The sequence below is a fragment of the Bartonella sp. W8122 genome (assembly GCF_016102485.1).
Lineage (GTDB): Bacteria > Pseudomonadota > Alphaproteobacteria > Rhizobiales > Rhizobiaceae > Bartonella > Bartonella apihabitans.
On sequence record NZ_JACFOO010000001.1, the window covers coordinates 768068 to 793924 of the forward strand.

Annotated in this window: 22 protein-coding genes and 1 pseudogene; 11 read left to right on the plus strand and 12 right to left on the minus strand. The window is 43.6% G+C overall.

All coding sequences use genetic code 11. The features are described from left to right. Positions 1-114: 114 nt before the first annotated feature. From H3S83_RS03395 to H3S83_RS03410, 4 genes are read right to left on the minus strand one after another with little or no spacing between them, the layout of a single operon-like run. Positions 115-1122, minus strand: a complete 1008-nt coding sequence (locus H3S83_RS03395) for an extracellular solute-binding protein (protein WP_198238917.1) — start codon at positions 1120-1122, stop codon at positions 115-117. Between the two features lie 58 nt (positions 1123-1180). Next, on the minus strand, positions 1181-2821 hold the full coding sequence (locus H3S83_RS03400; RefSeq protein ID WP_198225276.1) for an iron ABC transporter permease: 1641 nt from the start codon (positions 2819-2821) through the stop codon (positions 1181-1183). Next, entirely contained in the window at positions 2818-3882 is a 1065-nt protein-coding gene (locus H3S83_RS03405) for an ABC transporter ATP-binding protein (protein WP_078039049.1), read from the minus strand. The genes H3S83_RS03400 and H3S83_RS03405 overlap by 4 nt, the downstream gene beginning before the upstream one ends. A 32-nt stretch (positions 3883-3914) precedes the next feature. Beyond that, entirely contained in the window at positions 3915-4703 is a 789-nt protein-coding gene (locus H3S83_RS03410) for an inositol monophosphatase family protein (protein ID WP_198238918.1), read from the minus strand. Between the two features lie 303 nt (positions 4704-5006). On the opposite strand from H3S83_RS03410, the gene H3S83_RS03415 reads away from it, so the two are divergent. Further along, complete coding sequence (locus H3S83_RS03415; protein ID WP_198238919.1) at positions 5007-5789, plus strand: DeoR/GlpR family DNA-binding transcription regulator; 783 nt, start codon at positions 5007-5009, stop codon at positions 5787-5789. Positions 5790-6078: 289 nt separating this feature from the next. On the opposite strand, the gene H3S83_RS03420 is transcribed toward H3S83_RS03415, so the two are convergent. Next, positions 6079-7314, minus strand: a complete 1236-nt coding sequence (locus tag H3S83_RS03420) for an MFS transporter (RefSeq protein WP_198238920.1) — start codon at positions 7312-7314, stop codon at positions 6079-6081. A 114-nt stretch (positions 7315-7428) separates the two neighbouring features. Between H3S83_RS03420 and H3S83_RS03425 the strand changes: the two genes are divergently transcribed. Beyond that, complete coding sequence (locus tag H3S83_RS03425; RefSeq protein ID WP_198238921.1) at positions 7429-8292, plus strand: LysR family transcriptional regulator; 864 nt, start codon at positions 7429-7431, stop codon at positions 8290-8292. Positions 8293-8567: 275 nt separating this feature from the next. On the opposite strand, the gene H3S83_RS03430 is transcribed toward H3S83_RS03425, so the two are convergent. Beyond that, positions 8568-9896, minus strand: a complete 1329-nt coding sequence (locus H3S83_RS03430) for an MFS transporter (RefSeq protein ID WP_198238922.1) — start codon at positions 9894-9896, stop codon at positions 8568-8570. Between the two features lie 793 nt (positions 9897-10689). On the opposite strand from H3S83_RS03430, the gene H3S83_RS03435 reads away from it, so the two are divergent. From H3S83_RS03435 to H3S83_RS03450, 4 genes are all read left to right on the plus strand, one after another. Continuing rightward, the gene (locus H3S83_RS03435) at positions 10690-11370 is read left to right on the plus strand and encodes a GntR family transcriptional regulator (protein WP_198238923.1); all 681 of its coding nucleotides are present in this window, start codon (positions 10690-10692) and stop codon (positions 11368-11370) included. Between the two features lie 110 nt (positions 11371-11480). Beyond that, complete coding sequence (locus H3S83_RS03440; protein ID WP_198238924.1) at positions 11481-12386, plus strand: dihydrodipicolinate synthase family protein; 906 nt, start codon at positions 11481-11483, stop codon at positions 12384-12386. Further along, positions 12383-13873, plus strand: coding sequence for an aldehyde dehydrogenase (locus H3S83_RS03445; protein ID WP_198238925.1), 1491 nt, complete (start codon positions 12383-12385; stop codon positions 13871-13873). Before H3S83_RS03440 ends, H3S83_RS03445 begins: the two co-directional genes overlap by 4 nt. A 23-nt stretch (positions 13874-13896) precedes the next feature. Next, a complete protein-coding gene (locus tag H3S83_RS03450; protein ID WP_198238926.1) occupies positions 13897-15222 on the plus strand; it encodes an FAD-binding oxidoreductase in 1326 nt (441 codons plus the stop codon). Between the two features lie 675 nt (positions 15223-15897). Here H3S83_RS03450 and H3S83_RS11670 read toward each other — a convergent pair. After that, positions 15898-16176: pseudogene (locus H3S83_RS11670) on the minus strand (DUF2848 family protein). 223 nt (positions 16177-16399) lie between these two features. On the opposite strand from H3S83_RS11670, the gene H3S83_RS03465 reads away from it, so the two are divergent. Further along, entirely contained in the window at positions 16400-17695 is a 1296-nt protein-coding gene (locus tag H3S83_RS03465; RefSeq protein WP_077970365.1) for an MFS transporter, read from the plus strand. A gap of 75 nt (positions 17696-17770) precedes the next feature. On the opposite strand, the gene H3S83_RS03470 is transcribed toward H3S83_RS03465, so the two are convergent. Further along, on the minus strand, positions 17771-18400 hold the full coding sequence (locus tag H3S83_RS03470) for a GntR family transcriptional regulator (RefSeq protein ID WP_198238928.1): 630 nt from the start codon (positions 18398-18400) through the stop codon (positions 17771-17773). Positions 18401-18473: 73 nt separating this feature from the next. On the opposite strand from H3S83_RS03470, the gene H3S83_RS03475 reads away from it, so the two are divergent. Next, on the plus strand, positions 18474-19247 hold the full coding sequence (locus H3S83_RS03475; RefSeq protein WP_198238929.1) for a nitrilase-related carbon-nitrogen hydrolase: 774 nt from the start codon (positions 18474-18476) through the stop codon (positions 19245-19247). A 137-nt stretch (positions 19248-19384) separates the two neighbouring features. Here H3S83_RS03475 and H3S83_RS03480 read toward each other — a convergent pair whose 3' ends face one another. From H3S83_RS03480 to H3S83_RS03495, 4 genes are all read right to left on the minus strand, one after another. Next, on the minus strand, positions 19385-20323 hold the full coding sequence (locus tag H3S83_RS03480) for an ABC transporter substrate-binding protein (protein ID WP_198238930.1): 939 nt from the start codon (positions 20321-20323) through the stop codon (positions 19385-19387). Between the two features lie 31 nt (positions 20324-20354). After that, positions 20355-21131, minus strand: coding sequence for an ABC transporter permease (locus tag H3S83_RS03485; protein WP_198238931.1), 777 nt, complete (start codon positions 21129-21131; stop codon positions 20355-20357). A gap of 1 nt (position 21132) precedes the next feature. Continuing rightward, entirely contained in the window at positions 21133-21867 is a 735-nt protein-coding gene (locus tag H3S83_RS03490; RefSeq protein WP_198238932.1) for an ABC transporter ATP-binding protein, read from the minus strand. 308 nt (positions 21868-22175) lie between these two features. Beyond that, positions 22176-23075: a LysR family transcriptional regulator gene (locus H3S83_RS03495; protein WP_198225261.1), complete on the minus strand. Its 900-nt coding sequence runs from the start codon at positions 23073-23075 to the stop codon at positions 22176-22178. Positions 23076-23399: 324 nt separating this feature from the next. On the opposite strand from H3S83_RS03495, the gene H3S83_RS03500 reads away from it, so the two are divergent. The 3 genes from H3S83_RS03500 (at position 23400) to H3S83_RS03510 (ending at position 25768) form a co-directional block, all read left to right on the plus strand. After that, positions 23400-24623, plus strand: coding sequence for an NAD(P)-dependent alcohol dehydrogenase (locus H3S83_RS03500; protein ID WP_246741707.1), 1224 nt, complete (start codon positions 23400-23402; stop codon positions 24621-24623). Between the two features lie 111 nt (positions 24624-24734). Further along, positions 24735-25358: a carboxymuconolactone decarboxylase family protein gene (locus tag H3S83_RS03505; RefSeq protein WP_198238933.1), complete on the plus strand. Its 624-nt coding sequence runs from the start codon at positions 24735-24737 to the stop codon at positions 25356-25358. A 35-nt stretch (positions 25359-25393) separates the two neighbouring features. Next, complete coding sequence (locus H3S83_RS03510) at positions 25394-25768, plus strand: DUF2255 family protein (protein ID WP_198239649.1); 375 nt, start codon at positions 25394-25396, stop codon at positions 25766-25768. Positions 25769-25857: the final 89 nt, after the last annotated feature.

The window sequence follows — 25857 nt, forward strand, 5'->3', positions numbered from 1 at the left end:
TGCAGGCAATAAAGCAATTGAGCGAATACAGCATTTACGAAGGATGATGGCATGATCATTGTCGCGATTTGTCACACCTCCGCTTTATTCGGCACGGTAAATAGTATTAACTTTTTACTGTGCGTTTTTTTCATGTTTATTTTTTGCAACGAGATCAGACCATTGTTTCAAGAAATCGGCGCGATTATTGGCAGCATCTTTTTCGTTTGTTGCAAAGACTTTAATGTCTTTCAATTCGGGCAAACCAACATATTTTGAAACTTCAATATCATTCCGGCTCGGACGGCGGAAAGAATTTTGCAAAAGCCCGATTTGTGATTGCTGCGATAAAAGTGCATCCATTGCACGTTTTGCGTTCTCCGCGCCCGGCGCTCCTTTTATCAAGCCTGCATATTCAGGTGTTATAAAAGTACCGTCTTCAGGATAAATAAGTTTTATTTCTTTTTGACCGCCATCGACATAAGGATAAGCATTTGCTTCAAAAGCCAATCCGATAGCATATTCGCCCATGGCAACGCCATTTTGTACCGCAGAAGAAGAAGCACTAATAACAACATTATCGGCTAATTGCTTGAACTCATCCGGAGTTAGCATTTTCGATAATCCCCATAAAATCGTATAACCGGTGGAGCTATTTGCAGGGTCAGCAACGACGATTTTGCCTTTCCATGAAGGATCAAGTAAATCCTTCCAATTTTTAGGGGCAGGCATATTGCCAAGTTGATCTTCATTTACAATTATTACAACAACATGCACATTCGCAGGAATAAAGACATCGCCGGGATAACGGATATTATCAGATATCACATCAAGGACTGGTGATTTATACGCTTGAAAAGAGTTTTCAAAAGCACCGACAGTATTATAACTGGCACTCCAAAAAATGTCTGCCTGAACATTTTTTTCTTCCGCTTGAATGCGGCGCATTAATACTCCACTACCACCTGTGATAGAATTAACTTTTATATTAGGCATTTCCTTTTCTATCGTCTTTGAAACAAATTCGATAGATTGCTCGGGATTAGAGCTATAGATTGTTACACGTTTTTCTTGGGCCATTGCCAATGAACTTACAAATAGACCGAAGAAAATTGCGGTTAAAACTATCTTTAATTTTTTCATTTTTCCCCTCCAGAGTTGTTTGTTAAATTTATATTATAGCTTTTATCGAAGCCCTTAGTTATTTCGCTGCAAAAATATTAACTTTGAAAATTTTTGTAGCGATAACAATGGGAATTAAAATAATAGCAATGAGAACAAGGCCATAGGCAGACGCATAAGCCATTAAATTACTACCAATAAGTCGAAATACCTGAATGGTAAGTGTCTCTTGCCCTGCCGAATAAACAAGGATAGAGGCACTTAATTCAGCAATGCTTGTTGTCCAGGTTAAAATGGCTGCGGATGCAATTGCCGGTGCCATCATTGGTAATACAACCTTATAAAACGTCTTAAAGGGCGGAGCACCTAGGCTAATGGATGCTTCCTCCATAGAATTCGAAATATTATGTAGGGTTGCTTGCGAGTTACGCATACCGAAAGGAAGACGGCGGACTAAAAGTGCCAGCACCATAATTGCCGCAGTTCCCGTGAGAGGTAACCATCCGCTATTAAATGAAACGACAAGTCCAATACCAAGCACTGTTCCGGATAAAGCCAAAGGGACAGAGGAAATATAATCAAGCCATGGTGTAATAAAATTTCTCTTCTTGACAATGAGGTAACTTACAATTGCACTGAACGAGATACCGATAAGCGTAGCCATACCAGCATAACATATTGAATTTATGAGCGGTTGTGGCGCAGTTACGAAGACCCGCTCAATATTTGCGAATGTCCATTCTCCCCAGCGTAAAACCGGACCACGTGAAACAGTAAAGGCACCGCCGCAAACAACGATAAGCGGCAAGAGTGAAAGAATAACAATGAGACTGGCAACAAGTCCTATAATGATACCGGCTCGCCCTTTCATCCTTCTTGGGGTAGCGCCACGTCCCTGGGTAATTTGGTAACGTCCATGCGCTACTATCCAGCGGTTCGCAAAAAGTACGATCATAATCATAACAACCGAAACCGATGCAAAAGTACTTTGCATTACGGGATTGCTTCCGCCTTCGGAGACGGCCGCCTGATATGTCGCAACCGATAATAAAGGTAATTTATTGGATAAGATCGTTGAGACAGCAAAATTGCCGACAACCATAGTGAATACGAGTAAGGCACTAGCAAGAATTGCCGGCATAATCACCGGCAGCATCACTTTGAACCGTGATTTAACTGGCGAAGTTCCGAGACTTTGTGCAGCTTCTTCAAGTTGCACATCAAAGTGACTTATAGATGCAACCGTTCCGATATAGACATAAGTATAGTAAATAAATGTCAAAACGGTAATAAGTCCGAACCAGCCATAAAAACTGGGTAGTATAATACCGATATCTCTTAATAAACGGGTTATAATACCATTATTGCCGAGTATCATTAACCAGGTCTGTGCTGTTATTACCTCGGGAATGACTAATGTGATGAGCGGTAAAAGGGCTAAAATGGCCTTCCCACGAAAACTGTAACGGGCGGTTACATAAGCAAGCGGGACACCAATAAGACAACTTGTGAAAGTAACGATTGTTGCGAGAATTAATGTATTGCCAATAGCTGCGAGCCCTTTATCATTATGTAATAATTGGACCCAGCCATTTTGACCGCCACTGCCAAAGCTCGCGGTTAAAATATTAAGCAGCGGATAAAGTATAAAAGTTATTAAAACGACCAGTGCGGCTAGACTTAACCATGGCCAAGGACTACGAAAATCTATTTGTCTCATGATGCCACCAACACAGTTTTACGTGGATCAATAGCAAGCGCAATATCTTGGCCAATGGGGAAACGATCATGGTTATCGCCAGAGGATTCAACATTGACAATGAAATTGTCGGATAGAGCAACACGATAATGCGTTTTTGCACCCAGATATTGCTTTTTTACAATTTTTACAGGAAAGCATTGGTTATTATCGTCTTTATTGGTTACCAGCTTCAAATCTTCCGGCCGCATGATAAGAATGCCCTTTTGCTGGTTAGCTTCAAGGGTGCTACGAGCACGGATTGTTAAATTATGCACGTTTATTTGGGCAAATCCGTCCTCATATATATTTTGGATCGTTGCATCCACCCTGTTGGCAGCACCAATAAAGTCTGCAACATAGGAGGTACGTGGTTTGCTATAAATATCTTGCGGTGTGCCAAGTTGCTCTACTGCACCATGATTGATAACGCCGATCTGATCGGACATGGACAAAGCTTCTTCCTGGTCATGTGTCACAAATACAGTCGTAATGTTGGCTTCTCTCTGGAGATCTGAAATTGTTTCACGAATTTGTATACGCAATTTTGCGTCAAGATTTGATAAAGGCTCATCCATGAGCAATACTTGTGGCTTGATAACCATCGCACGCGCCAAGGCAACGCGCTGTCTTTGCCCCCCTGAAAGGGCAGCAGGATATCGATCCATAAATTGATCAAGCCCCATATGCTCGAGCTCGCGCTTTACCCGCTTGGTAACTTCCTCACCACGTATGCCTCGTGCAAGAAGCCCATAGGCGACATTTTGTGCCACTGTCTTGTCCGGAAAGAGCGCATAATCCTGGAAGACCATGCCTATATTACGTTTATGGGGAGGAAGCTTGGTTACGTCTTTCGATTGGAAATATATGTTGCCTTTCGAGGCATGTACAAAGCCGGCGATCGTTCTTAAAAGTGTAGTTTTTCCGCAGCCGGATGGCCCTAACAATGTAAAAAAGCACCCTTCAGGGATTTTCAGGTCAAGATCGCTAATAACATTCACGTCGCCATAACGAACACTTAAATTTTTAATATCAATTCCCATAATTTTTTCTCCTCATTGATATTTTAATTGTTTTATTTGGGAATATTGAGCTCTTTAATAAGCTGAAGGATTTCTCTGTGTTGATCGACATTACCCGCTGCTAAAATACGTTTACCGGTTTTTAAGGTGATAGCCTGTCCGTCCCAGTCGCTAATAACCCCATCAGCTCCTTCGATAATGGGGCGAAATGGAGCGAAATCATAGATTTTTAAACCGGTATCAAGGGCGATATCCGTGCCGCCTTGAGCCAACAAACCATAAGCAAGAGAGGCGCCGCCGTAAATCCGCCAACTCGTTCGTGACCTTAAACAATCAAGAGCTGGCAATTCGGCAGGCTCATAAAAATCGGGATTACTGGTTGACATTATCGCGCTGGCAAGACTGTCGCATTTGCCTACGGAACAAGCCACGCCATTTTTGGTCGTTTGTCGACCGCTTACCCCGATCCAACGCGCATCAACAGGTGGAATATCAATAATTCCTAAAACTGGCACCCCTTTAAAAGCCAAAGCAATTAACGTCCCATATACGGGCATGCCTGCGATATAGGACGCCGTCCCGTCAATCGGATCAAGAACCCAAACATAATCTGCGTCCGGCTCCACCCAGTCCAGCTCCTCGCCGATAATGCCATGTTCCGGGTATTTAGTTCGAATCATTGATCGCAATAGCTTTTCAATCGAGACATCCATCTCGGTAACATATGAGCGGTCCGGCTTCAGACTGATTGCAATATTGTTACGATTTCTATCAGTAATATGCTTCCGCGCGACATCTGCCATCTCGACGGCAAAATTTATAAGGTCATCACCAACAGTCATTATTCCCCCCATTTTTCACCTCATTTTTGAAATTTTTGGCTTATCGTTTTTTATGCATAAAGTAGTTTTTTGTTCTTACAAGAATAACAAAATATGGCATTATATGTTTTTTATGTCAATTTGTGGAATTGCCATTTTTATAAATTTTTAAAATAAGCCGGTTGCATATGATTTTAATTCACGTATTTTTGGGAAAAAAGCGAGAGACATTCATAAAAAAATTCTTAGAAGCCATATTGGGGAAAGCGTGCCTCGCAATTTGTTGAAGGACAAAAGCATATAAAATTCAAGGAGTAATCGTTAATGTGGCAGGAAGAACGGCAACAAAAAATTCGGCATTACTTATCTGCCTTTGGACAAGTGTCTATTGATAAAATCGCCGAAGATTTTGATGTATCCCGTGAAACCATCCGGCGTGATTTGCTGGAAATGGAAAAGTCAGGTGAATTACGCAGGGTTCGCGGTGGTGCTATTGCTGTTGAAGTAAAAAATTCAAGTTTTCGCATACGCCATACACAACGCTTACAGGAAAAACGCGCTATAGCTGCAACAGCACTTAAACTTATAAAAAGTGGACAAACGATATTTATTGACGCGGGTTCGACATGCGTCGTTATGGCAGAAGCAATTGCAGGTGCCAATGGTCTGAGGGATTTAACTATTATAACAAATGCTGTAGACGTTGCCCGCAAATTGAGTGATCCAACAGGAAAACCATCACCACGCTTCAAGGTTATTTTATTAACCGGTGAATTCAAACAGGACCCGATGGAAACCTTTGGCTCGTCTACAATTATTGAAATCTATCGCTATATGGCTGATTTAGCTATTTTGACACCATGGAGTATTGATGTAGTTCGTGGAGCAAGCGATTATTATTCCGATGCTGCTGATATCGCCAGAGCAATGTCGCAGAATGCCAAGCAAACCATCATCATTGCCGATTACACAAAAATAGGTGCAAACCCACAAACGAAGTTTTGTGGAATCGAGAAAATCGATCATCTTGTTACAGATTCAAAAGCTCTTTCGAAACCCGCATTCAGAGCATTACAAAAGGCTATAAAATCGACTATTATTGCTTAGTAAGAATTTTTTTATAAAAACAGGATAACTATGTTCTAATTGGTAATATAAATAGAAATTAACTCTATTAATATTTGACTTAAATAATAAAAATATTTTAAAATTAAATAAAACATAATTTTTCTTTATAAAAAGAAAAATAAATTAATACAATATCAAGGCATATTTAATAATATCCATTATTAGAAATAAGACTGTGCTTGGGGGTGGGCAAGAAAGAGGTTGAAGAAAAGGATAAATTCAATTCTTCAACCATTATGGACAAGAGAAGTACCTCTGCAAGTTTCAATTAGAACAGGAAAAACACGCCGATACAGACTAGTGTCATAGCCCCCCAAACACCTGCCCAGGATGTTGCGTGTAGTATCCACGGAATAATTGTCGGGGTCGCGAACAATATAAAGAAGGTTGCGGTATTTGCCATTGCCATAGCGGTTGCAACGCTTTTCGGGCCTGCCATTGTAGCCAATTCGGTCATGCCGACACCTTGCCATGATAATATAAAGACGCCGGCAACGAGAACAGCGGTGATGAGTGCCCACGTGAGATGTGTCGATGGAATTTCGCCATAGAAAAAGGTAAGAAGCGTAAGGATAAAAAACGCGATAGCGCTTAATATTGTTACCGTTTTTAGAAAGCCTACGCGATTGTTTTTCTTATCGGTATAATAGCCGCCGGAAATACGTGTGAAACCGGCACTTATCTGGATAAAGAATAGTATTGCGCTGATATATTCGATATTGATATGGGCAAAGTCATGTAAGAAAAGCATTGTAAAAGTCATCAAAGCAAATTGCGGTGCGCACAAAAGGCCGATTGCCACGACAATACGCCATATGGCCAACTGTTTGAAAACATGGGTAGCTGTTTCTTTCTCGGATGGTTTTGTTGTCTCGGTACGCTTTTCCTGGTCAATATCAACAACCCAAAGATAAGTTAAAAATGCAAAGAGAATGCAAAACAAGGCCGAGATATAAAGTGACCAGACAAAACTCGATTTATAGGAAATCAATGGGAAAAACACCGCTCCCAAGGCATAGCCGAGTGGAACAGCCGTCTGTCTGACACCCATGGCAAACCCACGTTCCTCTTTCTCGAACCATTGCATGATCGCGCGTCCACTCGAGCCATTCAGGCTGCCTCCGGAAAGGCCGATAATGAGTAGCCCGATGAATAATGTTACCGGTGCATAAACAATCGGAACAGCATTTATTAAAATAGCGGTTACAGCGAGAACAAATGCGGTTGTCGTCAAACCGGTTATAAGAATAGGGCGGTCGCCAAGCCGGTCGGTCAGCATTCCCCAAGGAACTTCACCAAAAGCTATGCCTATTCCGACAATTCCCATAAGCATGCCCAATACTGGTGTCGAGATCTGATAATCATCCCGTAAAAGGAGCGCTGTGGCCGGAACACCACCAATTACAAATGTAAAACAGGTATTCGCCAAAGCACATGTAAACAGCACTTTCCATTTGTGACCGTTTGAATGGACCCCGTCGTTTATGAAAGCTTTTTCACTCATTATTCAGCTCCGCTTTTTTCAGTTGTGAAATGCGTAGCATTGAATTATCTATAAATATAACAGGATTTTTTTATAAAATGATTCGGTTTTTCCGAATTATGGAAAGGCAAGCCGATGCAAAATCTGGATCCCGATCTGCTAACGACTTTTATAACGATTTTGGAAACCGGAAGCTTTCTGAAAGCATCCGAACGTCTTTACCGTTCCCAGTCGGCCTTGACAGAACAAATGCAAAAACTTGAACTTGTTTGTGGCTGTCAACTGCTGGAAAGAGGGAAAAAAGGAACACGTCCGACAATTGATGGCGAGAAGTTGCAAAAACATGCTCTCGCCATTTTGAAACTTAACCGTTTGGCGCTTGCCGATATGCATAATGTCGCCGGAAACGAAAATATCTCGATTTCGATTACAGATTACCTCACGCCTGAAAAAGTTGCACAGGCTTTGGAAATGTTGACAGCAGATCGTCCGAACATCGAATTGAGCCTTACATTTAAAAGCGGGTCAAATACGCTTGTCCACGACAATGAACTAGGTGGTTTCGATATAATAATCCTCACGCATCTTATCGGAACACCCTTACCTGCCTATCCGGATAGAGTCGTTATAAAACGGGATCCGTTATATTGGGCAGGTGCTGCAAAGAAGAGGTTTTCAACCGATGGAGTATTGCCGCTGATCGGTATGAAAAGAGGCTGTATGATACAAAAGGCAGCCCTCCAACTTCTCTCCGATAGTTCGGTTTCTTATGGATTAACACATACGGCCTCGAATGTTGCCAGTTTACAATTGGCGGTCAAAGCAGGCTTGGGTATCGGCTGTCTCAACAAAAATTCAATGGATGACAGCCTTAAAGATTATACACATTTATATAATCTCCCAAGTCTTCCGGATATTGAATATCTGCTTTTATATAAACCGGAAAAATCCGATATTGCCGACGTTTTACGGCAATCGCTTGATGCAGCTTTAATTTAGAAAATAGAAGGGGTCATCAAAGCTGTTCAATAGGACTTCTGCTATTCTTCGGGAAACCATATGCCGTTCCAATTAGATGGTAATGATGCAAAATTGTGTAATGAAGTGCCAGATGCGCAACATATGTTTTTTATCTTGAATTGCCAAATTTCGCAGCGTTTGCCTAAGGCAAAATCGGATTGTTGTTTTTGAAAAAAATAGTGGTTCAGGACTTTTTAAAAAAGGAAAGTATGTTCTATTTATCAACATACTTTCCTTTAATGTAATTAGTGAACTCAATCAAGAACGCCGGCTTCGTTCAAATTGAGGTGCTTTGTTTCTGTCGCCAAGAAATACGAGACGATCAGGCCAAAAAAAGTAACAGCCGCAGCAGCATACATCGTGTCTGAAATTCCGAATTTATCAAGCGATAATGGGACAAGATATGTGCCAATTGCTGCACCTATACGTGACAACGATGTGCCGATACCCACGGCAGTCGCGCGAATTTCTGTCGGGAAAATCTCGTTCGGGTAAACCAGTTGAAGAACCTGTGCGCCTCCGATGAATACTGCATAGGCACCGAAAAGAATGAGGATAACGATTTCCGAACTGTTATAGAACATACCCAATAAAAACAGTGCAATGCCTGATAACAGAAAGCTATATATCAACATCGGGCGGCGCCCCATGACATTGATGAGCTGGGTTGCAATAATACATCCCACTACAAATAGAAATGTAATCGCGATAGATCCGAAGGACGCCCATTCCCCCCGCAAATTCAAAGCAAGCAAAACTTTGGGAGCAAAGGCATAAACGGCAAAAACCGGAATGACAGAACATGTCCAGAATGTGGAAACAAAAAACATTCGTTTTCCGTAGCCTGAATGAAGCAAATCAAGGAACGAGACTTTTTGCTCGGCCGGTTGTTCAGGCAAATGATCGAGTGAATATTCTTCGCCATAGACTTTTTTGATGACTTTTTCAGCTTCGTCAATTTTACCCTGAGCAATCAGCCAACGGGGAGATTCAGGGGTGCCGAGGCGAACCAGAAATAATAACAGTCCGATAATTGCGGTACTTGCCAGAATATAACGCCAAGCGTCGTCGCCTCCGGCGCGCAAGATTATATCGCCGACGAGATAAGCAACCGCAGCACCGGCAAACCACATGATCGTGAGCATCGCGAGTAATGGGCCACGGGCTTTTTTGGGTAAAAATTCGACGAGCAAAGCTGTCGCCACCGGATATTCAATGCCGACGGCTACTCCGATGAAAAACCGGTAAATGAATAAGGCATAGCCTGATTGAACCCAGAACGGCCCGATCGAACAAATGATGAATAAAGTCGGCCCGATGAAATAAGGTTTTTGCCGACCGAATTTTCCGGTTATCCACCCACCGACAAAACCTCCAAAAAAAATGCCGATTAACGCTGAAGCAGCAATCATGCCTTGCCAGAAATTTGTCAGGTGTAATGCCGAAGTTATCTGTAACATTCCAACCCCGATGATGGACAGGACATAACCGTCGACGAATGAGCCACCACCGGAGCGAACACTTAAAAGACGATGAAAATTATTCAGTTTTATATCTTCGACAGATTGCACTATAGTGCTCATAAAATACCTCCCACTTTATAATCCCATTCTATGAAAGTCATCCGACCGGCATCATCTCCTGTGATGCTGCCGAAGGATTATCCCGATCGCTTCTTGCTTGAATGTCGGACGCAAAATAAAATTTTTGCGGTCATTAATGCGCCAATAATAGTCATAACCAACGTCACAACCCGTCGCTGGACCTGATATTCAATGACAGAACGGTTAGCTCCAAATGTTGAAACGGATTGTTTTGAATGACGGGCTGAACCGGAAACATTGATACTGTTGTGCTTTCCATTTCTCGCCGATCCGAAATATCGAAAAGCAATAACAAAACCGGTGTAATGGCTGAACCGCTGCCGAATAGAGATGCGATAAGCCTTCAATGTTCTATGAACACCAGGAACTGATCGCTCTGTGAAACGAATAAAAACACTGGCCGATAAAAACGCTGCAAACTTGCGGCTTATTGCTTTGACAGATGCTTTAACCGGTTTTTCAAAGAAAAACGGAATGATTGTGAAGAACGAACGGAAACACTTCAAAACATCGCTAGCTGCTGTTTTTAAAACATATGAAACAGGCGAAACCATTGCGCACCTTTCACAAAACATAAGTAAAACTTGCAAAGAGCGCGCATTTATCCTTTACGCTTCAAGCATAGCTATAAAGCGCCTCCTCCATCCTCATTTTTTTATAATACATAATAAATAATAAAAATATACAATTATTATTGACCTTGTAAAAAAATGTCGTAAATTGAAACGGTATTTGGTATCGCTTCTCTTATAGTTATTTCAGGAGAAGCAACATGAGGAACGGAAAAAGCGTTCTCTACGAAGACCTTAAGCGTCAGATACTGATTATGGAGCTTGATCCGGATGAGTATTTGGATGAATTGCAGTTAAGCAAGTCCTACGGTCTTTCGAGAACGCCCGTAAGGGAGGTGTTACAACGTTTGGCTGGCGAAGGCTATGTTGTTTTGCAAGAAAATAAAGGTGCACGTGTTGCTTCAATGAATCATTCGACAATGAGAAATTTTTTTCTTGTCGCCCCTATGATTTATGCGGCAATCGGCCGTCTGGCGGTCAATAATTATAAACAGAAACAACTTGTCGAGCTTGAAAGAGTGCAGGAGGATTTCCGAAAAGCGAATGAAGAAGGTAATGCTGTTGCCATGACAGTCAGCAATAACCGGTTTCATGAAATTATCGGAGAAATGTCGGGAAATGTTTATTTGCAGGCAAGTCTGAGACGACTTCTTATAGATCATAGTCGTATTGGCAGTATTTTCTATAACCAGAATAGTGGTGATATGAAAGCCAGAATGGATAAAGCGGTCGCCCATCATGACGGATTTATTGCTGCAATAAAAGAAAGAGATCAGGAAGCGTTTGTAGATCTTGTGTCACAACATTGGGTTTTATCCCGGGAGAGGATGGAAATGTTTGTGATCCCCCAGCCACTCACGCCTGATAACTTCAATATTTAGAACAGAAACTCAAGTCTGCTCGTCAATTAAAATACAATTTCTATTGTTTGATGTTTTTGGCACATGCCAAAAGCAGCGCTCTACTATTACGTAAAATTTCGGAGGAAAATATGCAATTCAAGGGGATTTATACACCTGTTGTTACGCCTTATAAGCAAGATTATACCATTGACAAAAAAGCTTATGCAGAGGTGTTGGAGTCATTGATTGATGCCAAAGTTCACGGCATCATTGTTGCCGGTTCTACCGGTGAATATTACGCACAAACCCAACAGGAACGGCTCGACCTTGCCGAATATGCCAAAAAGGTCATCGCTGGCAGATTACCTCTCATCATCGGTACAGGTGCAATCCGTACAGAAGAGTCCGTGACTTATGCAAAACATGCGAGAGAAATCGGTGCTGACGCAATTTTAGTGACCACGCCCCCTTATGCTGTCCCCACAGAAGAAGAAAATGCCCGCCACGCGCTCGCCATTGATAAAGCGGCCAATTTACCGATCATGCTTTATAATTATCCGGGTCGTATGTCTATGTCGATGGGGGAAACCTATCTCGATATTGTCAGTCAGTCGAAGAACGTCGTGGCAATAAAGGAAAGCTCCGGTGACATTAATCGCATCCATTTATTTGTATCGAAATATCCGAATATAAAGCTTGCATGCGGTTGGGATGACCAGGCGCTCGAATTCTTTGCATGGGGTGCACCGGCCTGGGTTTGTGCTGGATCTAACTTTATTCCTGCCGAACATATTGCGCTTTATGAAAGCTGTATTCTTGAGAATGATTTTGTCAAAGGGCGTAAAATCATGCGGGAAATGCTGCCTTTGATGAATTTCCTTGATGAAGGAAAGTTTGTGCAATCAATCAAATATGGTTGTGAGTTGCAAGGGCTGAATGTTGGCCCCGTTCGCGCGCCTTTGCAAGAGCTTGGTGAAAAGGAAAAAGAACGCATCTCGCAGATTATTGAAACTCTCAAAACAAATATAGCAGCAATACAAAAAGGTGTTAAATGACCGAGCTTAAAACCAGCCAATATTATCACGAGCTTGCCGACAAATTAAAATTTCCGACCAATGCTTTTATTGACGGTGCTTTTGTAAACTCTGTTGCAGGTGATAGATTTGTGACCCGTAATCCGGCAACAGGCAAAGAACTGGCAACGATTGCCAATTGTCATAGCGAGGATGTCGATATAGCAGTCAAAGCGGCACGAAGATCCTTTGACGAAGGTGTGTGGAGGAAACGCACGCCATTGGAACGCAAGCTGGTACTTCTAAAATTTGCCGATCTACTCGAAAAGCACAGCGAAGAATTGGCGGTGCTGGAAAGCCTTGATAGCGGCAAGCCGGTTGGCGAATGTATGAATGGCGATGTTCCCGATACGATCTATACAATTCGTTGGCACGCCGAACTGATCGACAAAATTTACGATAATACTGCCCCCACAGGGGCGGAACGCATAGCCATGGTGGTTCGCCAGCCAATCGGTGTTGTGGGGCTGGTCTTGCCGTGGAATTTCCCGCTTTTGATGGCAGCGTGGAAAATAGGTCCGGCTTTGGCTGCGGGCTGTTCAATCGTCTTGAAGCCCGCACAGGAAACAACCCTCTCGACGTTAAGACTTGCCGAAATTGCCCATGAAGCGGGCATTCCTGCCGGTGTTCTCAATATTGTGCCGGGATCGGGACGCGACGCCGGTGAACCGATAGGGCGGCATATGGATGTCGATATGGTCAGTTTTACCGGTTCAACCGCAACAGGAAGGCGCTTTTTGCATTATTCGGCAGAATCCAATCTCAAACGGATCGTGCTTGAATGTGGTGGCAAAAATCCCGCAATTGTTCTTGATGATGTCGACGATATCGACAAGGTTGCCGAACAAGTGGTGAATGGTGCTTTCTGGAATATGGGGGAAAACTGCTCGGCCACGTCACGTTTGATCGTTCATCGCAATATTAAAGAACGGTTGCTCGAAAAAATTCTGGTCCATATGAAAAACTGGAAAATGGGCGATCCGCTTGATCCGAAAAACCGCGTAGGGACATTGGTAAGCCCCGCGCATTTTAAAAAAGTATCGGATTTTCTTTCTGAAATCGACAAAGAAGGATTGCATCTTGTCGCCGGTGGCAAAACCGATCAGGAAATTTATGTCGAACCGACAGTTGTCGATCATGTGACAGATAAGAGCCGGTTTTTTCAGGAAGAAATTTTTGGCCCCGTTTTGAGCGTGACGACTTTTACGACAATCAACGAAGCGATCAAGCTTGCCAATAATACCCGCTATGGATTGGCGGCCTCGGTTTATACAAGCAATTTGCGCAATGCTTTGTCTTTATCCCAAGCGATTTTAGCCGGAATTGTTACCGTCAACTGTTTCGGGGAAGGGGATGCAACGACACCCTTCGGAGGCTTCAAGGAGTCCGGTTTTGGAGGTCGTGACAAATCCATTTGGGCACATGACCAATATACCGAATTAAAAACCATCTGGATTGATATTTCTTAATATTTCGTGGAGGAGATAGAGGCATGGAAGAAATACAAAGATTTCCGGCCAAGGCGGGCGATCTCGGTTGGTTCGAACTTTCACGTTTCAAAGATCATAAATTTACCGACATATCAAAGCTTAAAAAAGACTATGATTATGTCATTATCGGTGGCGGATTTGCCGGTGTGAATGCCGCACATAAATTGGCAGAAAACCGGACGAATGCAAAAATAGCGTTATTTGAAGCACTCAAAATCGGCATGGGTGACAGCGGGCGAAATGCCGGCTTTTTGATGGATATTCCCCATTCATTTGGTGAACCGGGAGTAACGATGGATGACCACAAATACCGGTTTCACCTGAACAAGCTTATTATCGAGCGCATGCGCAATCTGAAAAATAAATATAAGCTTCAAGTGGATTGGGTGGAATCCGGAAAATATCTCGCGGGGCATGAAACAAAATATTTGAAAAATCTTGATGCTTTGGCAAATATCGTAGCGGGTGTAGGGGGAAAAAGCCAATTTATTGACGGAGAAGAATTGGCAGCAAGGCTTGGCACACGCTATTATCAAAAAGCGGTTTATACAGCAGGAACAGTGCTGATAAATCCTTCCGAAACGGTGCGCGGTTTTGCATCTGTTTTGCCGGAAAATGTCGATATATTCGAAGAAACCCCTGTTCTAAAGATTGACGAAGGCAAGACAATCAACATTCAACTGGTGAACGGGAAAAATGTGAAGGCAGGTGATCTTCTCCTTTTATCCGGTGTTTTTATCGACTCTTTCGGGATCGAGCAAAAAGGAAGAATGACTCCGGCAGGCAGTTTCGGTGCATTCACGCGTGAATTGACAGAAGATGAACTTACGGAATTTAAAAATGTGAAACCATGGGGATGCACGTCGGCACATGCGGCCGGTACGACCGTTCGGTTCACCCCGACAAAACGTATTTATGTGCGCAATGGTCTGACATTTCCGACCCATTTAACCCTTTCTCCGGAACGTGTTTTCCGGGCACGGAAAATGTTACGCAGAGCATTTGAAAACCGTTTTCCAAAGTTGAAACATGTCAATTTTGAATTTGTTTATGGGGGTATGATACCCTTAACACTTAATGGAGCATCATTTTTCTTTCAAAAAAGCCCCCATGTTTACGCTGCTGCAGTTGGCGATGGTTCGGGGCTCACACGGAGTTCTATGCTGGGCTATTACCTTGCCGATCTTGCATGTGGAATAGATAGCGAGGAATTGCGTTATTTATTGAAGACGAGCCATCCAAAATGGTGCCCGCCCGAGCCAATCAAAACAATTGCCGCAAATATTCGTATGTCGTTGGAAGAGTTTAACGCAAAAGGCGAAATATGACTTAATCTTTATCACGCGATAAAAAAGTTAAAAATATTCATCAGCAGGAGATATAATTTTTCCGGTTGATGAATGTTTTATAATGTCCGAAAATATATTTTATAATAATGTTACATTTATTTCGTTATATTAGAGAGATTGGAGCGTTTGGCTAAAATACGTGACAGTGCTTACTGTTCCGGAAAAACCTGTAACTTCTACCCGCGGAAACACTGTTCATTTTGCCGAGATAGTTCGAGATGCGTCCAAAATATTAATCAGGAAAAGATCGGTAGTTTACGAGCAAGTCTTAACTATCCCCATTGATATCATTTGAAGCGTCGTTCTTCTATCAATCGATTTGGCTGGAAAATCCTGCTCTTCGTGTCTTTTTTCGCTTTTGCAAGCACTATTCACAAGCATCAAATAGCCGTGCGATATGATAAGAACCATGGCTGATATTGCCTTTTTGATCGCCAAATTCGACACGTAAATGTTCGGCAAACCGGTTGAATAGCTATTCACCCGCTCAGTAATAATGTTCGGGGAGGCGAGTAAAGCGTGCGTCATCAAGCTTTTTTCACCCCTCGGAGGGAGCAATAAGAAGACCGGCTTTCCTGTTCTGACAAGTTTTTGTCATTCTTATCCTTACTCCATGCTTTCGAGCTAGAGACGGCAAACAGGTCTTTTACAGCATTATAACGAAAGGCAAGATCGCCAATAAAAGCGGGCGCAGATTGTTTTTGACCAGTCGATGCCAAAGGCTTCCAATGGTCGGTCAGTCTGATCGCAAGCAGCCATTTATAAATGTTCGTTTTCATTTTTACCAATTGAGAAAAGCTTTTCAGCTTCATCCGAAGTTTTATCATGTGGGGCCGGATAAAGATGGTCTTGCGAGACGGCATGTGAACCTGAAGGATAAAATGTCGGAAAAGTTTGCGGGGCAGGGACATCCAGTATCGCAAGTTCTTCTATAGGATGATGGACTTCCTCTCTATCATATCCGGCCTATCTTGCGTTGAACACCCAATTGACATTGACAGTCTTCAAGCCACTGCCAACGCCATATATAACCAGACTTCTACAACCAGACTTTCCATCCCGTTCTGCCGCAAAAAAATAGTAGACTAACCAACTATAGGGAGATATTGCATACAAGTCGTATACCAAAAACATACAATAATAAAGGGGTCGCTGAATGGAAAGCAGTATAGAAGAGACTGAACCACCTATAGAACGGAAGAGCCTTATCAAGGCTTTTGCGGCAAGTTTAAGTGGAACATCTCTCGAATGGTATGACTTTGCTGTTTACGGTGCCTGTGCGGCTCTAGTCTTTGGCCACTTGTTTTTCCCCGATGGCGATTCGCTGGCAGGTACTTTGAAAGCGTTTGGCACTTATGCCGTGGGGTATATTTCCCGTCCTTTAGGCGGCATATTTTTCGGTCGTCTTGGAGATATTGTCGGGCGCAAAAAAGTTCTGGTTTGGACGCTGTTGCTGATTGGTATTGCAACTTTTATCATTGGCCTTTTGCCGACATTCTCGTCAGTGGGTTACCTCGCTCCGGTTCTTCTTGTTTTATTGCGTTTTGCGCAAGGCGTCGGCGTTGGTGGCGAATGGGGAGGGGCGGTTCTTCTTTCCAGCGAATTCAGCAAGCCGGAACAAAGGGGATTTTGGGCATCTGCTGCGCAAGTAGGCCCGCCACTGGGAAATTTGCTTGCAAATGGTGTTCTGGCAATCTTTTCGCAAGTCTTGACCACGGAACAGTTTATTGATTGGGGGTGGAGAGCAGCATTCCTGCTTTCGGCTCTATTGGTCATATTCGGTTTGTGGGTCCGTTTTTCACTTGAAGAAACCCCCGTTTTCAAAAAGCTTGAACAACATGATGAACGCTCTAACGCGCCGGTTTCGGAAATATTCAAACATGAAAGCAGAGCCCTTTTTGCCGGTCTATTTGCACGTATTGGACCGGATGTTCTCTATTCATGCTTTACAGTTTTTGTACTCGCTTATGCCACTCAATATTTGGGAATGCCACGCTCCGATGCAATCGAATCCGTAACAATTGCTTCCGGCATTCAGGTGTTTTTTATTCCATTTAGCGGTTGGTTGTCGGATAGAGTAGAACGGCGTCTTATCTATGCTGTCGGCACAATAGGTGCGGCAATATGGACATTTGTGTTTTTCTATATGATGCAGGAGCCGACATTTGCCCGCCTTCTGATCGGCGTTACCGGCGCCCTTATTTGCCACTCATTGATGTATGGCCCTCAGGCATCTTTGATAGCAGAACAATTCTCGGCGCGTCTGCGTTATACAGGAAGCTCGCTTGCCTATACTTTTGCCGGTATTGTTGGAGGCGCAATTGCTCCGATCCTGCTCACCTGGTTCATCTCGTTCGACCCAAGCGGTTTTTTCATTTGTCTTTATATCGGGCTATCATGTATCCTGACATTGATCGGCCTTGCAATGACGAGACACCCGCATCAATTATGAAAACACAAAACGGACTGGAGCAGCTTATTTCTGTTGCAGTCCGAATATAGTCTGGAGGAATAAAATTTCTTTTGATCAATCAAGATGCCGGCGTGTCATATCAAGATGATCAAGTATAGCTTTTTTTGCCTTTTTGATATCTTTGGTTAAAAGTGCATCCAGAATAAATTGGTGTTCTTTTAATGCCTCTATCCGCCTTATTGCATTATTATGCATTACGCGTAGACCAAAAGTAATAAAACGGGCACGAAGCAACTCATACATCTGATTTAAAAATTCATTGCCGGTGGCCCGAACCAAAGCACAATGGAAAGCGTGGTCATGTTCAACGAAGTCAGGATAGGGATCATCAAGCGCCATCGTCTTCTGGAGGTTGAGTTCCTTGATCATGTCCGGTGTCGGGTCGATATTGTGGGAGATACAATATTGTGCACTCCAGCTCTCGACAACGCCACGCGCCTGAAACAAATCATTGACTTGTTTTCCGTTCAAAGGCGAAACAAATGCTCCCCGATTGGGCTTCAGGTCAATCAGCTCTTCACTCGCGAGCATCATGAAAGCTTCTCTGACCGGCGTGCGCGAAATGCCCAAACTATCAGCAATTTCCCGCTCGTTCAGAAATGTTCCGACAGATGATGGATTTGTCAGAATTGTGTTACGGATATGAGAATAGGCCCGTTCGCGACCAGAAGATTTCTTTTCCATAATCCTACATTACTTGAATTTGATTTCAAGAATATAGGAAATTGGAATATTGGCAAGTATAGGGAGAAAATAAATGGGTGAAATAGTCAAAGTCGGGTTGGCTCAGATCCGAAGCAGCGTCAACAAAGACGAGAATAACGAACAAATTATTCAGATGGTTAAAAAGGCTGCCGGGCAAAAAGTCGACATATTGGTTTTCCCAGAAGCAGCCCAAATTTCCTTTGAAGCGGCTTTGAAGGATGAGGCAGAGCCGCTTGATGGTCCTTTCGCGACATTGATCCGCTCTTATGCAGTGAAATATGATATGATGATTGTTGCCGGTATGTTTGAACCGGCAAATGACGGGCGCATACGCAATAAGTTGATCATTACCGGAAAAAACACAGAAGCCACTTATCAGAAAGTCCATTTATATGACGCGTTCGGCTCACGTGAATCAGACCTCGTTGAAGCGGGACGTGATTTCCTTGTTCTCGATACAGTGTTCGGCAAGATCGGTTTTGCCATTTGTTATGATTTGCGGTTTGCCTACCAGTTTTCCGCAATGGGAAAAAAAGGTGCAAAATTGATTATTGTTCCGGCTTCCTGGGGAGCTGGTCCTGGAAAAGCCGAGCAGTGGGATTTGTTGGTTCGCGCCCGTGCGGCCGATTCAGAGGCCTGGTTAATTGCCTGCGATCAGGCTTGGCAACCGCCAAAAGGAACAGCACCGCTCGGCATCGGACTAAGTTCCATTGTCGATCCGACGGGCAGTGTGCGGGCACGTCTGGCGAGCGAGGCTGACCTTCTGGCCTTCGACATTGATTTGGGAAATGTGGAAGCTATTCGCGCACGGATTCCGATTTTATGATAAACAGATATTCGGGTAATAAAATATTATTTTGAAAAGATATTAAGGTGTTGCGTTGCTTCTCCGGAAGCGGTTCCGCAAAATAACAAAATCGGGCAATGATGAACGCCCATCATGCCCGATTTTTCATTTGATTTTTATTTCAATTCGGTCGCAAAACTGTCAAGCGGATATTCTTTTTTGACAATGCCTTTTTTATAAAGATAGACGCCGTAAGAAACATATTTTTCTTTGTCGAGGTGGAGCGGATTTTCGCTGAATAACGGAACCGTTTCCATCCATATCTTTTTATTGAGATCGGTATCGAGTTCCTTATATTTTTTCGCAAAATTGTCCCATGTTTCTTCCGGGTGAGCCTTCAGGTATTGCTGGCCTTCATGAACGGCTTCAAGGAATTTTTTATAAGCGTCTTGTTTTTGGAGGTTTTTTTTGGCAACAAAAATCAGTTCGTCATAAGGGGGAATGCCATAGTCCTCAACCTTCATAATAACAGGTTCTACGCCCTGTTCGCGTATTTCATTACCCTCCACATTGCGATAACCACCAATGACAGCATCAACCTGTTTTGACATCAGCCCGCTTACGAGGTTGAAATTGACGTTAATAAGCTCGACATCCTTTATCGTCAGCCCCTGATTTTCCAACATGGTCCCCAAGATCACCGGCTCGATACTGCTCACAGAAAAACCGACTTTTTTGCCTTTGAGATCGGCCGGTGTTTTAATCCCGCTATCGGGGAGCGCCAAAACGGTATTGAGCGGCGTTTCAATGAGTGTTCCTATGCGTATGAGCGGCAAGTCTTCATCCATGAACACATAGAGCTGTTCTTGATAGGATAAAGCAATATCGGCTTTGTCGGATGCAACCAGACGCGGTCCGATATTGGGATCGGAGGGGGTGACGATTTCGACATCAAGTCCGCGTTTTTCAAAACTGCCAATCTGTTCGGCAACAATTAAAGGTGCATGATCGGGATTAAGATACCAGTCAAGAACAACTGTAAGTTTATCATTTGCTTTGGCACCGAAAACGCCGAGAAAAATGATGAGGATCGAAAAGAATATTTTTTTAAACACGTTTCCTCCGGAAATATAATGAAAAGAAAAATCAATTTTGTTCAGATTTTTTATCCCAGTAGATAACATATTTCAATATGATATCGGTGATATACCATAAAATCATTGCAATAACAGAAAGTATAAATATTGCGGCAAAACATGTCGGCGTCTGCATGCGGGCATTGGCGTTCAACATGATATAGCCGAGCCCGCCGGAAGACCCCACCCATTCGCCGATAATTGCACCAATCGGGGCAATGGCGGCAGCAACACGCACACCGGAACCAAGTGCTGGCAGCGCTGCCACAAGCCTGATATGGACAAGTTGCGACAAGGGAGATGCTCCCATAGTTTTTGCAAGATCAAGGTACCCTTCGTTCGTTCTCCGTAAACCGTCAAAAAAGGCTGTTGTGACAGGGAAAAATATAACCAGTATTGCGGCGATGATTTTCGAGAGGATGCCATAGCCGAACCAGAGAACCAGAATGGGGGCAAGGGCGAAAACCGGTATTGACTGGCTTACAATGAGAACCGGCATTAGCCATTTTTGCAATGTCTTGGAAAACATTAAAAGAAGTGCCAGAGCAGCACCGGACATAATCCCCAAAACAAAGCCGATGACAATTTCGACAATTGTAATCAAAGAATTTTCGAAAAGATATGCCCGTCCATTCCAAAGTGATTGTGCAACAACAAGGGGAGAAGGCAATATGTATTTTTTGAGATCGAAAATAATGGCAACAGCCCACCATAATGCGAGGATGCCAAAGAAAACCACAAGACCATGAAGGAAAAATGCAAGTTTTTTATTGAAGCGGTTCGGCAAACTATATCCCCTTTAAAAAATGCATCAATTCGGTCTCGCTCTTTATGCGGTTTTTATCATCATAATTTCGGGGGGCTGTTCCCTCGACAAGGATAGCAGGTAAGAAAATTGCCGGTTGACCTTTAAGAACCAGTATACGCCGACATAATCGTGCAGCTTCGGATGGATCGTGGGTAACAAGCAATACAGTTTTAGTTTTAAGAAGATCAAATGCAAGTTCCTGTATGGTGGCGCGGGTAACCGCGTCAAGCGCCGAAAAAGGCTCGTCCATCAATACAACGGGCTTGTCTTCATATAATGTACGGGCAATAGCCACTCTTTGGCGCATACCGCCCGATAAAGTTTCGGGAAGCTGCTCTTTGACCGACAAAAGACCGACCTTTTCCAGTAGTTCTTCGGCTTTTTTGTAGTCTTTCTTCTCATGGCGCAGTCTTGCTCCAAGGCAAACATTCTCTATCACCTTGAGCCAGGGAAATAGCAAATCCTGTTGCGCCATATAGGTTATACGACCATGAAGACTGTCACCGTCGGAACCTGAAATTTTTCCGCTATCGGGGCTAACTAGCCCTGCAATGATTTTCAGAAGGGTGGTTTTGCCAATTCCGCTTTGCCCCAAAAGCCCGACAAATTCACCAGCAGGAATATCAAAATCGAGCGACCGAAAAACCGGTTTTCCTTCATAATCGAGAGAAATATTTCGCGCTTTTATACCCAATAAGGGAGAAGAACTTGTCATTGATGAATGATCCTGAAATGAAGCTTTTCCGGCATTATTTAAATTCGGGCAAAAAGCTATTTTTGACTGTTACCGGCAAAGCCGTTTAAAGCAAAAAGGCGGTTTCTTCTCCATGAGATGAAGTGGTTGTAAGGCTCGCGAAGAACATGGCCTGTTAGGCTCTGCTAATCAAGCTATTTTTAAATCAACAAGAAATATCTGACAGAAAATATGTCGGGATGTTTTGAACTGTTCAACAAAGATCGCTTGACGACAAAATGAAATGAGGTTCGTCAAATAGAATAGATAATAGTTTTCAGGTTGGAAAATTATTCGGGTTCATGCCGCCTCAAGGCTTCAATGAACAATTGGAAAGCAATCGGATGATGACGACGATTTGGATAATAAAGATAATACCCGGGAAACGGTAAACAATATTTTTCAAGAACGCGGATGAGCCTTCCCTGTCTCATAAATTCCTCGACTTCCTGTTCGGGAATATAAGCAAGTCCGAAACCGTCAAGGGCAGCTTCAAGAATATGTGGATAGGTGTTGAAAATGAGCTGTCCTTTCGGGCGCACATTGACCTCTCCGTTTTCGTCATCAAGCTCCCACGGATAAAGTCCACCGGATGTTGGAACCCGCAAATTAATGCAATTCTGCTCCATCAGATCGTGCAAGGTTTCGGGTTTTTTATGTGTTTCAAAATAACTCGGCGCCCCGACGATTGCCATTCGCATTGCTGGCCCAACCGGAAAGGCAATCATATCTTTGGCGAGGTGTTCGCCAATACGGATACCTGCATCAAAACGTTCTTCGATAATATCGGTAAGACCATAATTGATATTGATCTCCACTTCAATTTTCGGATATTTTCGTAAAAAAGGCTGCAATTTCGGCCGCAAAATATAGGAAGCGGGATAATCCACCGTGGTGATGCGGATTTTTCCTTTCGGCTCTTCGGCGGCGTTGGTGATGAGATCAAGCTTTTCATCCATTGTCTCAATAAGGGGGGAAAGTTCTTCTATCAGCCGCTCGCCTGCCGTTGTCGTTGAAACATTGCGCGTTGTCCGTGTGAGCAGACGAATTCCCAATCGTTCTTCAAGGCCGCGCATGGCATGACTTAAAGCCGATTGCGAGACACCTAGTTTGCTTGCCGCTCGGGTAAAGCTTTTTTCTCGTGCGACCACGAAAAAAGACATGAGATCATGGATGTTTTCTCTAAGCATTTTTTTATGAGATAAAATCAGTTATTGAAAAAGATCTCCATTATATCACGTTTATTTATGAATTGAATTCATAGAGACATGCACAAATATTCTCTTATTTTATGAGCGTCATGGATTTTAAATAGCAGGATGAAGTAAGGCGTTAGTTCGTCAACTGGGTACGCTTTGAACGATTGTCATTGAGACCCGTCATTCGGGCATCACTCAGGCTTGTCATCCGGATTTAGATAAAATGCCAACGGCTTAAGGGCTCTTTGCGATGAACCGGCAAGGACCGGATTGACGGGGTGATAAATCCATTATGCCGGTTCGGGAGATTTGAAAATGTGTGAAGCATGTGGAAATTCTAATCATAAAAAACACGAAACTTTGCCGCGGCGTGAATTTTTGAAAGAAGGTGGCGCGTCTGTTCTTGCCGCCGGTGCAATGATGGGGACAAGTGCAGCTTCAAAGGCAGCCCCTTCGAGAGGCAAGATGGTTATTGGCAAGGAGCCTTTTGAAACCCGTGCCTATGCTGCAAAAAGTGCAACATCCGGTTTTTCGCCGATCACCATCACACGACGTGCTTTGAGGCCGGACGATGTGCTTCTCGACATTCTTTATGTCGGCATTTGCCATTCCGATATTCATGCTGTTCATTCCGACTGGAGCGCCGCCCATTATCCAATCGTACCCGGTCATGAAATCGTCGGCCGCGTTCTTGCGGTTGGTTCAAAAGTCACGAAATTCAAAGTCGGCGATATTGGCGGGGTGGGCTGCATGGTGGATTCTTGCGGTACATGCGAGAATTGCCTTGATGATCGCGAACAGAACTGTCTGAACGGTACTACCTTTACCTATGATTCAACGGACAAGATAAGCGGTGGTTATACCTTTGGCGGCTATAGCGACCGCATGGTTGTCAACGAGCGTTTTGTTATTCATATTCCTGCCCAAGTGCATCTTGCCGCTTACGCGCCGTTGCTTTGTGCCGGTGTGACCACCTTTTCCCCCATGCGTCATTGGAAATTACAAAAAGATCAGAAAATCGCAATTGTCGGCCTTGGTGGTCTTGGACATATGGCCTTGAAACTTGCTCATTCCATGCGTGCCGATGTCACGGTATTCACGACAACGGAAGGTAAGATTGCCGATGCCAAACGTTTGGGCGCAAATGCTGCATTTTTGTGGAGTGACGAAAAAGCTTTCGAGCGCCTTGCCAATCATTTCGATTTGATGATCTCGACAGTGCCGGTTTCATATCCGATGCAGCCTTTCATGAATATGCTCAAACTTGACGCGACACTCGTTAATGTTGGTGCGCTTGGAGAATTGACAGGCGGTTTGAGTGGTATGGCCAATGGCTTTGGCCGGAAAAGTCTTGCCGGTTCGATGATTGGCGGCATTGCCGAAACACAGGAAGTGATTGATTATTGTGCGGCACGTCATATCGAGGCCGATATAGAACTTATCAAACCCGACGAAATTGATCGCGCTTATGAACGGGTTATGGCCAAAGATGTGCGCTACCGGTTTGTTATCGACTTTGCGTCGGGTAAGTCGGCTTGAAATCGACGTTCAAACTTCATCGAGGACGATTCTTTTGAGGCGAGTTTAATTTTCGCCGGTACGCCAAGTTATTTTTCACATAACGTTTTTGCAAAATTACAGGAAAAAATAATGTTGACACTTGAACAGAAAAGACTTGTTCCCGTTGCCGCTTTTGCGGCCGAAGGAAATATTGACGGATTGAGAAACGCGCTGACCGAAGCACTGGACGACAAGGTCGCTATCAATGCTATCAAGGAAGTTCTGGTTCAAACTTATGCCTATGCAGGTTTTCCAAGAAGTCTGAATGCACTTTCTGCTTTGATGGATGTGGTCAATAAAAGACGTGAAGCGGGTAAAAAGGATGAACAGGGCAAAGATGCCTCTCCCGTCCACACAGATAAAACAGTGTTGGAGGTCGGAACCGGAATCCAGACAAAACTGGTCGGTCAACCGGTGACAGGCCCGCTTTTTGAATTTGCCCCCGTAATTGACCAGTTTTTGAAAAGTCACCTTTTTGGCGATATTTTTGTGCGTGACAATCTCGACTATAAAACGAGAGAAGTTGCTACAATTGCCATGCTTGCTGCACTTCAAGGCGCGCAGTCGCAATTGAAATCACATTATCAGATGGGAACGAACACCGGCCTTGAAAAAAAGGATTTGCAGGAAATTGTTACCATTCTTGAAGCGAAGGTTTGTCCGGAAGTTGGAAAACGTGCAAGCGAGGTGCTTGATAGTTTTCTGAATGGTTGAACTTTTGATAATCGTGTTTTTCAAGAGGCTGAATGATGAGTGAATGGACAAAGAGCGAGCTTGCGGCGATTGATGCAGCCGATGATCTCAAAATGGCTCCCTACCATGAGGATTTTAAGACAACGGGTACACCTGTGTGGATATGGGAAGTGGTTGTTGATGGCGGCCTTTATGTGCGTGCCTATAGCGGCACGTCCTCGCGCTGGTATCAGGCCGCAATCAAACAAAAAAGCGGGAAAATTATTGTGGCCGGAAAGACGGAAGCGGTTCATTATGAAGCCGTCAAAGATCCTGCGGTTCTCGATAGAATTGATGAGGCTTATCACAAAAAATATGATCCAAGCCCCTATGTCGGACCAATGGTGGGCGAGAGAGCAAAAGCAGCAACAATCAAAATCATAAAAGCCTGATGGGTCATTGTTGGTTATCGTTTTTCAAAAAACAGGCGAATAAAAGTTTTAAATAAAAGGCCGACAGTTAGGGAACTGTAGGCCTTTTA